The organism is Bacillus atrophaeus (assembly GCF_039519175.1).
Lineage (GTDB): Bacteria > Bacillota > Bacilli > Bacillales > Bacillaceae > Bacillus > Bacillus atrophaeus.
On record NZ_CP154443.1, the window covers coordinates 707,344 to 720,048 of the forward strand.

11 protein-coding genes are annotated in these 12,705 nt (G+C 42.4%); 4 read left to right on the forward strand and 7 right to left on the reverse strand.

The window, feature by feature from the left end; genetic code table 11:
* The first annotated feature begins 3 nt into the window (after window positions 1-3).
* On the forward strand, window positions 4-1,122 hold the full coding sequence (locus tag AAHT65_RS03660) for a spore germination protein (protein ID WP_088118091.1): 1,119 nt from the start codon (window positions 4-6) through the stop codon (window positions 1,120-1,122).
* Window positions 1,106-2,230 (forward strand): Ger(x)C family spore germination protein, encoded by a 1,125-nt coding sequence (locus AAHT65_RS03665; protein ID WP_088118092.1) that lies wholly within the window; start codon window positions 1,106-1,108, stop codon window positions 2,228-2,230. The genes AAHT65_RS03660 and AAHT65_RS03665 overlap by 17 nt, the downstream gene beginning before the upstream one ends.
* A gap of 10 nt (window positions 2,231-2,240) precedes the next feature.
* Here the strand turns inward: AAHT65_RS03665 and AAHT65_RS03670 are convergent, their stop codons facing one another.
* Window positions 2,241-3,644, reverse strand: a complete 1,404-nt coding sequence (locus AAHT65_RS03670) for a bifunctional glycosyltransferase family 2 protein/class I SAM-dependent methyltransferase (protein WP_343310996.1) — start codon at window positions 3,642-3,644, stop codon at window positions 2,241-2,243.
* A gap of 135 nt (window positions 3,645-3,779) precedes the next feature.
* Window positions 3,780-5,156, reverse strand: a complete 1,377-nt coding sequence (locus AAHT65_RS03675; RefSeq protein ID WP_088118094.1) for a sugar porter family MFS transporter — start codon at window positions 5,154-5,156, stop codon at window positions 3,780-3,782.
* A gap of 330 nt (window positions 5,157-5,486) precedes the next feature.
* On the opposite strand from AAHT65_RS03675, the gene AAHT65_RS03680 reads away from it, so the two are divergent.
* Window positions 5,487-6,455 carry an LCP family protein gene (locus tag AAHT65_RS03680; RefSeq protein ID WP_088118095.1) on the forward strand — a complete coding sequence of 323 codons (969 nt, stop codon included), beginning with the start codon at window positions 5,487-5,489 and terminating at the stop codon, window positions 6,453-6,455.
* Between the two features lie 194 nt (window positions 6,456-6,649).
* On the forward strand, window positions 6,650-7,507 hold the full coding sequence (locus AAHT65_RS03685) for a Cof-type HAD-IIB family hydrolase (protein WP_088118096.1): 858 nt from the start codon (window positions 6,650-6,652) through the stop codon (window positions 7,505-7,507).
* A gap of 50 nt (window positions 7,508-7,557) precedes the next feature.
* On the opposite strand, the gene AAHT65_RS03690 is transcribed toward AAHT65_RS03685, so the two are convergent.
* The 5 genes from AAHT65_RS03690 to pgsB form a co-directional block, all read right to left on the reverse strand.
* Window positions 7,558-8,793, reverse strand: coding sequence for a C40 family peptidase (locus AAHT65_RS03690; RefSeq protein WP_088118097.1), 1,236 nt, complete (start codon window positions 8,791-8,793; stop codon window positions 7,558-7,560).
* Window positions 8,794-8,972: 179 nt separating this feature from the next.
* Window positions 8,973-9,137, reverse strand: coding sequence for a hypothetical protein (locus AAHT65_RS03695; protein ID WP_003326672.1), 165 nt, complete (start codon window positions 9,135-9,137; stop codon window positions 8,973-8,975).
* A 6-nt stretch (window positions 9,138-9,143) separates the two neighbouring features.
* Window positions 9,144-10,292: a capsular polyglutamate synthetase PgsA gene (pgsA, locus tag AAHT65_RS03700; protein WP_088118098.1), complete on the reverse strand. Its 1,149-nt coding sequence runs from the start codon at window positions 10,290-10,292 to the stop codon at window positions 9,144-9,146.
* An 18-nt stretch (window positions 10,293-10,310) separates the two neighbouring features.
* Window positions 10,311-10,760, reverse strand: a complete 450-nt coding sequence (gene pgsC / locus AAHT65_RS03705; RefSeq protein ID WP_010790118.1) for a poly-gamma-glutamate biosynthesis protein PgsC — start codon at window positions 10,758-10,760, stop codon at window positions 10,311-10,313.
* Between the two features lie 14 nt (window positions 10,761-10,774).
* On the reverse strand, window positions 10,775-11,956 hold the full coding sequence (gene pgsB, locus AAHT65_RS03710) for a poly-gamma-glutamate synthase PgsB (RefSeq protein ID WP_003326669.1): 1,182 nt from the start codon (window positions 11,954-11,956) through the stop codon (window positions 10,775-10,777).
* Between the last annotated feature and the right edge of the window lie 749 nt (window positions 11,957-12,705).

The window sequence follows — 12,705 nt, forward strand, 5'->3', positions numbered from 1 at the left end:
GCCATGAAGCAACAGGAAGACAAGCTTACATTTATGCAGACATTCATTATGGTGAGCGGAACGATGATCGGCGCCGGGGCCTTAACGCTTCCCCGTTCAGCTGCACAATCCGATAGCCCAAGCGGCTGGATCATGATTCTTCTTCAAAGTATTATTTTTATCATTATTGGTTTGCTTTTCTTACCCTTTCTGCAAAAGAACAGCGGAAAAACTCTTTACGAACTGAATCGTGATATCACAGGCAACATTGTCGGGTCATTACTGAATCTGTTTATAAGTCTTTATTTTATTGCCATGGTCTGCTTTCAGGCCCGCCTGCTGGGCGAGGTCGTGAATTTCTTTCTTTTGAAAAATACACCGATGGAGATTATCGTATTTATTTTTCTCGCAGTCGGCATTTATCATGTGACAGGCGGCGTCTATCCGGTCTCTAAGCTATATGCCTATATTTTTCCGATCACGATTATCATTTTTCTGATGCTCCTGATGTTCAGCTTTCGGTTATTTCACCTTAATTTTCTTCGTCCCGTTTTAGAAGGCGGATATCAAAGCTATTTTTCCTTATTTCCAAAGACGCTTATATATTTCTCAGGCTTTGAAGTCATCTTTTATTTAGTGCCTTTTATGAAAGACCCTAAACAGGCTAAAAAAGCGTTGGTGTTCGGGATTGCGACTTCTGCTGTATTCTACAGCATCACACTATTCGTGGTGATCGGCTGTATGACGGTTGCCGAAGCGAAGACCTTGACGTGGCCGACGATTTCTTTAATACACGCCTTGGAGATTCAGGGTATTTTTATTGAACGGTTTGATCTCTTTTTACTGATCACTTGGACATGCCAGCAGTTCACCTGCATGCTCGGTTCTTTTCAGGGCGCGCATTTAGGTTTAAATACTCTGTTCCGTCTGAAAAATAAAAACAATGCATGGCTTATAGCTGCTTTGCTCCTCTTCACTTTCGGAGTGGCAATGTATCCTGACGATCTGAATGCTGTCATTTATTTTGGCGGGAAATTAGGTTATGTATTTTTAATCATTCTTCTGATTCCTTTTATCGTTTGGTTTGTGAGTTGGATAAAGAAAAAATGGGGGGGCAGCAGCCGCAATGAAACTTCTCTTTAAGCTGACGGTTATTTGCCTTGTGTTACAAGTGCTCAGCGGATGCTGGGACGTAAAGGAGATTGAAAAATTGTCATTTGCCAGAGGACTGGCGATTGATGAAACAAGTGATCATCAGTACAAACTGACATATCAAAACCTTCTTCCGCAAAGTGAGGACAGCCAGACGGCCGGGAAGCCCAAATTCGTAAATGTAACAGCACGGGGGAACACTATGCTTGAAGCGGTCAGTGAGATAGCTTTACAAGATCCTCCCGTTTATAGTGACCATTTAAAGGTCTTGATCTTTGGCGAAAAATTAATGACCAATCAAAATATAAACAATTTCATTAACCATTTTATTCGTGATGATGAGTTAAGACGAAGCAGCTATATATTTATAGCGAAAGGAAAAGCGGCAGATATCCTGACTGAAAGCACCCCCACCCAGCAGCAGGTGATGCCGGCTGAAAAGCTGATTGATATCACAAACCATGGCGGCTATAATGGCAAAATCATGATGCCGCTTCGCATCGGAAGAGCTTCAATCTACTGTCAAAACGGCAATAGCTTTCTCATTCAGGCTGTAACAAATAAAGGAAAAAAAGCCGTTTATGACGGAGCCGGAATCATAAAAAGCGGAGAGAATAAATTAATCGGATTTATTTCTCCCTACGAAACGCAAACCCTCAATTGGCTGATCGGAACGGTTCAAGGCGGTGTACTGCCTGCTGAGGAAAAGGGGTATCCGATTACCTTTGAAATCAAGCGTTCAAAGTCAAAAATAAAACCTGCCGTTAAAAACGGGAAACTTTCATTTTACGTTTCAGTTTTTACAAAAGGCTTGATGACAGAGAATCAAAATCCTAAAGAAAATTCATTTAACGAGAGTTATTTGAAGGAAGTTGAACGGATTTTTGAAAAAAAGCTTGAAGCCGATATGAAAAATGCGATGTATAAACTCCAGCATACGTATCGAACTGACCCTGTCTTTTTTTCTGATTACGTCCGGATTAACTTTCCTGATTACTGGAATAAAGTGAAGAATGATTGGGATGAAGTGTTTGCTGAAGCCGATTTTCATTATGATATTTCTCTTAAAATCGTGAATTTCGGAACAGCGGGAAAATAAAGTACAGATTCTATTCGGCCTTTTTTTCGGCGCGAATCAATATTTGATAAATGCTGCATTGGTCTGCCAACTGTGTAACGGGGAAACTGAGCGCTCTGGCCAGCCTGGCAATTTCATTAAAAAACAGCTGAACCTTTACATCGACATCAACTATATTATAGGTTTGTGCTTTGATTTCAAACTGCTCCGCCGGGAAAAGAGTGTGCACGGTTTGCGGTGTAAAAAAACGCAAATGAGTGCGGTCTAATATACCGGCATCTCTATAAGTCCAGTCGCCGAGCAAAAGAGGAAAGAGGGCCTCCGCATGCGATATATTCGGGATACTGCACACCATGCAGCCGGAAGGAGCTAAATATTTGGCATACGTTTGAATAACGGTCCAAGGGTCCTTTAAATGCTCCAATATATCGGCGAAAATAATCACATCAAAAAAACCTTCCGGATACGGCATTTGTGCCTGTTCAACATCTTCTTCGATTACGGCTTTATAATGGCTCCTTGCCGCTTTTGCAGCAAGCGGATGAAGCTCCACTCCGTATAACTCGCAGGACTGCCTGTTCATCAGCTCTAATCCGGTCGCTCCTGCACCGCAGCCGATATCAAGAATCCGGTTCGCTTCCGGGGGAACAAGCTGCACAATTTCTGGACGGGGATGGGTAAAATAAGTGAAGTCTGTTCCCCATTTATCTATGAAGCGCTGCCTATTGGCCGTATAAAGGTGATTGATATTGATTTCTCGATTAGCCGTAAATGTCGCGTGCCCATGGTGATGAACAAATGAGTCAAGGGCGATTTCCAGACTGTATCCGGCTTGGATGGCGCGCAGGCAAAGATCATCATCCTCAAATGACCCGTACGCAAAGCGTTCATCGAATCCGCCGATTTCGTCAATAACAGCCCGTTTGATAAGCAGGCAGAAACCCACGAGACGCAGCACCCGTTTCGTTTTGTGTTTTTCTTTTTCACAATGGGCTTTCGCAAAAGGCTCCATTTCCTCTAACGTTTGATACGCATTCGGGATCATCTGGGCGCCGCTGACATAATTGCTGACAGGCCCGACCATTCCGGTTTGATCCGATTGATCAAGCACACGCAGCATCGCGCTAAGCCAGTTTTGCGTCACCATGGTGTCATTATTGAGAAAAAGCAAGTTGTCACCCTTTGCGTCTTCGATCCCTTGATTACAGCCTTTCGCAAAACCGAGATTTGCATCATTCAAGATGGTGCGGACGGATGAAAGGCCCGCCAAATATTCCAGCGTCCCGTCAGTTGATCCATTATCTACTATTATTAATTCAATGTCCTCTTCTTGTGTATGCTTCTCGATGCTGGCCAGACATTTCTTCGTCAAATCCAGCTCGTTATATGTAAGTATAATAATACTTGTTTTCACTTGCGCCCCCGCCTTTTTCATTACTTCTTATTTAACGTATGAGGCGGATTCGATTTTTATGTAGGACACGCAGCAGTCTATAATCAAACGTTTGTTTAACATCCTATTAATAGTCAACTTAAAAAAGGACTGCCATAAATGACAGTCCTTCTCTCTTTACGTATTCACTGTTTGTTGTTTTCCTGCCGCTTTGCCACGGCCATTTCTGTCTTTTAAATCCTGTTCAATTTCTTCAAGGCTCTTTCCTTTTGTCTCTGTTACTTTAAAACGGACAAACAGGAAGGACATGATTCCGATGGCTGCGTAGATCAGGAACAGATAGCTGATTCCGATCGCTTCCATGAGAATCGGGTAGGTTAACGAAACAATCAATGTACCGACATGAAGCATCAGTGTAGAAACGCCCGTACCGATTCCGCGGACATGGAGAGGGAACAATTCAGGTAGCATCACCCACACAACAGGCCCCCAGCTGACGGCAAAAACGACGATGAATAAGCCTAAGCATATAACCGTTGTCCACGATGCGGCCGCGGTATTATCAAAGAAAAGATTGACCATCGCCAGAACGATCAAGCTGATGACCATTCCTGCGTTGCCGATTAATAACAGCGGCTTTCTCCCTACTTTGTCAATAATTTTGATGGCTATGAGTGTCATAATCACATTCACTGTTCCGATTCCGACAGTTCCCAGAATGGAAGCAGAATTTCCAAAGCCGACATTGGTAAAGGTTTTCGGCGCATAGTAAATGATGGTGTTCGTTCCGATAAACTGCTGAAGAAATGCCAGTCCGAGTCCGGCGATAAGTGCAGGGCGCACCCATGGATCAAGCAGTTCCTTCAAACCGCCTTCCTCCTGTTTTTCCGTTTCCTTAATATCTTGTATTTCTTGATCAATCCCTTTTCCGCCCCGCAGCTTCTCAAGAATCTTTCTCGCCTTATCTTCCTCGCCGTTCGTAAACAGCCAGCGCGGGCTTTCCGGCATAAACATGATTCCTACGAGCAAGAGCAGCGACGGCACAGTCGCCAAGCCGAGCATCCAGCGCCAAGCTTCGGCATCGGCAAAGATGTAATTGACGATATATGAAAGCAAAATACCAACAGTAATCATCAGCTGGTTAAGCGAAGACAGCGCCCCGCGTGTTTCTTTCGGTGCAAGTTCAGACAGATAGAGCGGCACAATTGTTGTAGATCCGCCTACTGCGAGCCCAATCACAATTCTAAAAAGCACCATGACTTCTGTATTAGGAGCGAGCGCAACTCCGAGTCCGCCTATAAAAAACAGAAGCGCGGCTGTCATGATCGCTTTCCGCCTCCCGAATCGATCCGTCAGTTTTCCTGCAAACCCTGACCCCAGCATGGCCCCGACAAGCAATGAGCTGACGACCAGCCCTTCTGTGAATGCGGTAAGGCCTAAATCATTTTTCATAAAAAGTATGGCTCCTGAAATCACTCCGGTATCATATCCATATAAAGCGCCGCCAAGAGCGCCAAAAAAATAAAGCCATATATTAGAACGGTTTTTCTTCATAAATCCTGACTCCTCTCCTCATAACTAGAACGATCGTACCAGCATGGAGTTCTTGTAGAAATCTTTTATCCTATTTTTACGGTCCTTAAACCTTGGGATCAACCGCCGCTCTCTAACATCCATATATTTACCAATTAATTTTTTAGGAGATAACGAAACATTTCCTTCTTCCTGTCGTCCAATATAGTGTGATCCGGCTGACAATTAACTACAAACATCCGCACTTTATATATAAATTTAGGAAACTTTATCGAATATTGTCTTTTTGAAATTGTACTAACACAACTTTCATGGTACGCTTCAAACAGTAAAGAAATGAGAGGTATTGATATGGAAGAACGATCCCAACGCAAGAAAAAAAAGAAACGCCTGAGAAAATGGGTTAAATTTTTAATCGTTACAATTGCTTTTTTACTCGTTATTGTCGGTGCTGCCGGCACGTATGCATATGTAAAACTCAATAACGCTTCTAAACAGGCACATGTCAGTTTGAGCCGCGGTGAACAATCTGTTAAGCGAATTAAGGAATTTGATCCCGGAAAAGACTCTTTTTCTGTATTGCTGCTAGGTATAGATGCCAGAGCGGGCAAAGGTGAAACTGTTGATCAAGCCAGAAGTGATGCAAATGTGCTGATTACCTTTAACCGCAAGGATAAAACCGCCAAAATGCTGAGCATACCGAGGGATGCTTATGTCAATATCCCTGGTCACGGCTATGATAAGTTTACACACGCTCATGCTCTCGGCGGTGTCGACTTGTCAGTTAAGACCGTTGAGGAATTGCTTGATATTCCGGTTGATTATGTCGTTGAGAGCAACTTCACAGCCTTTGAAGACGTGGTCGATGAATTAAACGGCGTAAAAGTAACAGTGGACAGTGACAGAGTCATTCAGCAAATTCAAAAAGATACAAAAGGAAAAGTTACATTGCAAAAAGGAACACACACGCTGAACGGCGAGGAAGCGTTAGCTTATGTCAGAACACGTAAAGCAGACAGCGACCTATACCGAGGACAGAGACAAATGGAAGTGCTGAAAGCCATTATTGAAAAATCTAAATCATTAAGCTCAATTCCGGCTTATGATGATATCGTGGATACGATGGGAGAAAATCTCAAAATGAATTTATCTCTTAAGGATGCGATTGGCTTGTTCCCTTTCATTACTTCTTTGAATTCGGTTGATTCTATTCAGCTGACAGGATCCGATTATGAGCCTGCGGGAGTCTATTACTTCCAGCTCAATCAAGAAAAGCTGGAAGAAGTGAAAGAGGAATTAAAAAAAGATTTGGGCGCTTAATGGAAAGCCTGACGGGGTGGTTATTTATAAACCATCCCGTTTTTTCTATTAAATACTTAATTACCCGTTGAAAAATTCGAAATTAAGGTTTAGCCTTTTACTGTCGGCTTACTTTCCAATAGTTTATGTTTCATACGAAAGCTGAACATACTACACGAAGCGGCATTTTATTCACAAGGAGGTTTTTCATACATATGAAATTAATCGCAATTGATTTAGACGGAACATTACTTACGACGGAAAGCAAAATTTCTGCAGAAAACAGAGCGGCGATTAAAAGAGCGGTTGATGCGGGGATTCTCGTGACCATTTGTACAGGGAGAGCCACTTTTGATGTCAAGGCGCTCCTGGAAGACTTGGATATTCCCATTATTGCAGCTAACGGCGGCACCGTCCATGATACAGGCTACCGTTTAATCAGCAAGACATTAATGGATCAGCAAGCTGGAAAAGACATTGCTGACTACCTTCTCTCTCAAAATATATACTTCGAGGTTTATACGGACCATCATCTGCTTTCTCCTTTTGACGGCCAATCCAAGCTTCAGGCTGAGCTCGATATTTTGAAGAGCGCAAATCCGGATGAAGATATTCATACACTGTGGCAAGGCGCCATGACTCAATTTAAGCAGTTTGGCATTAAACCTGTGCATGATATTCAATCTGTATTTGACGGAAACGAAAATGTTTACAAGCTGCTTTGTTTCTCTTTTGACATGGAAAAGCTGAAGAAAGCAAAAGAAGAACTGACGCATCATCAAAAGCTCTCCCAAACTTCATCGGGAAAACATATCATCGAGATTCTGCCCGCCTCATCCGGCAAAGGCCGTGCACTGACTGAGTTAGCCGACAGATACGGCATCGAAAAACAAGACATATATGCCATCGGCGACAGTCCGAATGACTTGTCGATGTTTGAGGTCGCCGGCCATGGAATCGCCATGGAGAACGCGATTGAAGAGCTAAAGGAAAAAAGCACATTCGTGACAAAGAGCAATGACGAAAACGGCGTGGCTTACTTTATAGATCAGCTGCTTGCCAATCAATATTAATAAGAAAAGCCTCCGGAGAAAGCTGCGGAGGCTTTTCTGTATCGCACAGGCTACTGAATTCGGACACTGCCCGCGTACTTGTCTTTCCAATAGGTGCTCGTATTCATGTTGGTGAGCGTCACACCGGTTGATAGCGTGACATGCACGACTTGGCCGTTTCCGACATAGATAGCCGGGTTCAGGCTGCTTGATTTAAAAAAGACGAGATCACCGGGCTGAAGTTCGGATTTATCAATCTTCGTTCCGGCTTTGTATTGGTTTTCCGCGTAACGGGGCAGCGTAATACCGGCCGCCTCTTGATAGACATATTGGATAAAGCCCGCTGTATCAAAGCCCGTTTTTGGCGATGTGCCACCGGCTTTATAAGGAACTTCACCAAGATAAAGCGTTGCTTCGGATACAATCGGGTTTTCTTTCGGAATCTTCAAATGTTCGAACCGCCGCACTCCTGAAAAACGTTTTTTCCAATAATCTTCTGATAAGTAAGAAATCGTTACTTTTTCAGAGCGGCTTGCTTGGATGAACCTTCCGCCTCCTGCATAGATGCCTGCATGAGATATGCCTTTTTTATATGTGTTGCTAAAATAGATTACATCGCCCGGTTTTATATTTTTCAGCGCAACCTTCTCTCCTGCCGTCCATTGCTGTTCTGCCGATCTCGGCAAATACACGTCGAGCGCTTCTTTGTAGACATATTGCACAAGCCCGGAACAGTCAAATCCCTCACTCGGTGTGCTTCCGCCAAAGACGTATGGCGTTTCTAAATACTTTGCCGCCTGTTTGACGACCGGAGTATCGACGATTTTGGGATCTGATGAGATTCGTTTTGCGCCGATGTACGACGTGCTCCAATATGTGCTTTTTTTATAATTCTCGTATGAAACGCCTTTTGTCTGTGAGCTATGAATCATTTGACCGTTTCCGACATAAAGTCCTGCATGGGTCGGATTACTTTCTCCTGCTTTTTTAAAAAACAAAATGTCCCCCGGCTTAAGGTCGTCCTGCTTCACAGCGCTCCCCACTTTCCATTGGTCATTTACAGACCTCGGCAAGTGAATGCTGTTCTGAGCGAAAATATACATAATCAGGCCGGACGGGTCAAAGCCTTCCTTCGGCTTTTCGCCTCCGTATTTATATTTATATCCTACCAGTTCCTTAGCCCGGCTGATCGCTGCGTCTTTTTTCGTGTCAGCTTCCGCAATCTCCGCCCTTGTCATAATAGGTGTCAAAAGTCCAATCATCATAGCAACAAGCAAATACTTCCTCCAGCTTGCAAAGATGTTCACTTCACATTTCTCCTCCTCTTTTTGCAGTGTTTACATCGGTATTTTTTTGGAGATGTTAAGTTACTTTTTGACGTTTTTTTGAAGGTTTTGAAATCTAGCAGAAGTTAAAAGTAGATTATAGAGGATTTGGTGTTACGAATCAAAAAAGAGAATGCCCGTTTAGGGCATTCTCTTTTTTATTACTTATTTGTTTGCGCAGTCTCTTCTTGCTGAATTTTATGGATTTCGGTGTCGATTTTTTCTTTTTCCTGATCTGTCAGCTGATCGTTGTATTTAAAGGCTGACATAAACATAAATACCATGATAATAGCGGCAAATGGCCAGCTTGCTTTAATCCATTTCATTTTTTATCACTCCGTTTTAGATTTTAATTTGTCAGTATGGTCGATATCAAACGTCAATTTTCCGTCTTCGACATCCCAGACGAAATTCGAGTCTTTTGTTAGTTCCCGAATAATCGTTTTTTCTTTCAAACCGCCTTTTTTGACCGGCGCTGGTGTTGCTTCATGGATATTGATCGGGGTGACTTCAAAATGCCCCGTACCATTTTTCTTCAAATGATACTGGACTAACGCGCTGTCCCTCGTTCTTGTCCATCCTTGGTCAAACACGAAGTTTCCGAGGCTGTAGAAAATAACGGTTCCGTTATATACTTCAATCGGCTCAAGTACGTGAGGATGATGGCCGATAATGATGTCAGCTCCCGCGTCGGACATCGCTCTTCCGAGTTCGCGCTGTCTGTCATTTGGGTCGTTGTCATATTCTTGTCCCCAGTGTGCCTGAACCACAACGATATCCGCATTTTTCTTTGCTTTTGATATCATCGGAATAAAGATCTCTGGGTCAGCCGGCAAAACGCCCGGCGTATTTTTTCTGGCTGTGAAATTTTTACCGTACACATCTGTAAAACCTAATGTCGCAATCTTAACGCCGTTTACTTCCTGATAAGAAATTCTGTTTTCAGCTTCCTTCAAGTTCGAACCGGCTCCGACTAGGTCAAGGTTTTGTTTTGAGAATTCCTCTAATGTATCCTTCATCCCCTGCACGCCGTAATCCATCGCGTGATTGTTTGCGCCCGTCAGCACGGTGAAGTTCATATCCTTCAGGACCTTCACTGAATCCTTGTTGGCTTGGAGATGAATATTTTTCTCGGCTTCTGTATAATTCTTTTTATAGGTCACCGGATTCTCAAAGTTTCCGGCTACATAGTCGGATGCTTTAAAGATCGGCTCAACATACTGAAATAAACTTTTTGTTCCTTTTTGTTCGGTTACTTTTTCAACATACCGGCCCATCATAATGTCGCCGACAAAGGAGGCTGACACCAGGTCATCGGAATACGTTTTGACTGAAGGCGTTTGTGCTTTTCCCGCCCACATAAAGACGAACATAAGGCAAAAGACAATCGGAAGTGCGATAAATACGTGCTTATTTGTTTTCTTTTTTTGCTGTTTTGTCATCTTTAGCAGCTTTTCTTGAAAGCTTAATTGTTTTTTCATCGTTTGACACACCTTACGTTAAATTAAGTAGTAAACAAACATGATAGCAAAGGTCGCTCCGCTCAGTAGCAGCGTGCTTCCGAACGTGATGGTTAATCCTTGTTTCTGAATCGTGTTGGCAATCAAACCGGGAACGATAATTCCAATTCCGCGGAATTCGGCGATTTCAAATGGCACAATCGGGTATAGAAAATCAAAAGCAATTTTTAAGACGATACCTGTAATAAGCATGGCTGCGAATTTTCTGCGTCCGTATAAAATCATGAATCTGGACAAGCCGTATTTGACGATGACATAAGTGAGAAGACTGACCAGCAAAACAAGTAAAATAAAGATCGGCTGGTTAAAAACAAGACCTAAATAACCCGGTACAACAAGACCTGCCGGCACAATGCCTGTTTTTTCCGCAAAAATCAAACTGAGTAAAACTCCCAATATAAGTGAAATGTATAAATCTGATCCGAACATGTTTACGTTTCCTCCTAGCTAACGAGCTGCTTAACCTTGTATTCTTGGATTTTTTCGATTAGCGGTTCTGCTGAACCATGAATGTTACCGACACCATATATGACACGGTTGTGCATTTTTTTCTTTAAGACTTCCATAATCTCTTCTGTCGACTTGTATTCAAGATCGTGCAGCTTATCTGCAGGTATCTTTCCTTCTTCAAAGGCTTTTACAATAGGTTCTGTCGTTTCTCCGATCAGAATCAGTTCACTTGCTTCAATATAAGGAAGAACATCATTTGCAAATTGCTGTGTCCGATCTACACGGTCCGCCCGGCAGTTCATGATGACGATGGGTTCATCGGTCGGATACCCAATTTCTTTCACACGTTTCCATATATTCAATGTAGAAGAAGCGTCGTTTGCAGCAAAGCCATTTACAAAATGACCAGGTTCACTCGGACTGATTAATGGAAGAATTCTCATTGCTCCCGGATCAGGCGGCGCATTCAGCATGCCTCTGAAAGCGGTATCTTCATCAATGCCAAGCGCTTGGGCAACACCGAGAGCGAGTGAAGCATTATCAGGAAATACCATATATTCAAACTTACGCAAATACTCGTCCGTAATTTTAGAATTATCAGCTATAATGACTTCTGTGTTTCGTTCTTTTGCTTTTTGTTTAAAGAAATCTGTATATTCACTATCTGTAATAATCAAATGGCCATTATAAGGAATCGTTGCGGTAAATGCTTCCGCGATCTCATCGAGTGTCGGTCCCATGACGTCCATATGATCCTCCAGGACATTTACGATGACTCCGATATTCGCTTGCAGCAGTTCTTCCTGAAAGATGATTTGGTAGTCAGGATTTACAGCCATGCACTCACTGACAATTGCGTTGGCCCCTCTGTCCACCGTTTCTTTCATTACTTCTTTTTGTTCCCCGATATTCGGCCCTTGCGGTTTCCGTTTAATCGGTTTTTCTTCCGGTGTATCCCAATAAATCATTCTTGCGTCCGTACCTGTTGTTTTTCCTACAGTTTTGTAACCAGCTTCCATTAAAATTCCGGTTGTCAGCCTTGTGACTGTGGATTTGCCGCGAATGCCGTTAATGTTGACTCGCACAGGCAGGGCATCAATATTTTTCTGATGTCGCCTTTTTTCTAATATTCCGATGACTACTATGACAGCACAGGCTAAAATGAGTAACCACATTGCTTATCGACATCTCCTTCTATATTTGTTGTAAATTCATTCATCAGTATATAGAATCACTATGAATTCTCAATCGGCATTATGTAACATAATCTTCCCCCAGTCTCTGAGCCAAACCTCTCTTTTGAAGGAGATATAATACCCAATTTACATTTGATATTTTTGGTAAATAACAGGACTTAGATCTTACTAGATTTTCCTTTCTTAATTACGAATGCGCTTACATTTACAACTTCATTTTTTTCTGGACTTTTATGCCTAGTGAAGAGGATTGGAATAAAGATGTACTTTGAATCTATCTTTTCCATCCCTTTCATATCAACTTTTCAAGGGTATGACGCAGGTTTGGCCTTCCTTTGACCTTGAAACGTTATTTACCTATTTTTTAAGGATAAGGTCATATAGTCATCCTTTGCGTAAGGAATAGCAGGTAGCAGTCCTATTCCAAAATGACTATGCCGCTCAGCGACGAATATAGGCTGAAGAGAGGTCCGTGTTTACTAACAAAAATAAACATTTTCTATGCAAAAAGTCTTTTTGATTTCTATTCATTTGCAGGTCTATTCACATGCTTTTGAAACAATTTTAATAAAACTTAATTTTTGTTCATGAAATCTTCATCCATAAATGTGAATGGTTTGTCAAATTTTGTGTTTTTTTCGCAAATGAAGTCACATTTACTCGATTTTATACATGAATAAAACCTGCATAGCTGTTAAAAACTACACTACGAGATCGGAAGGATGTGA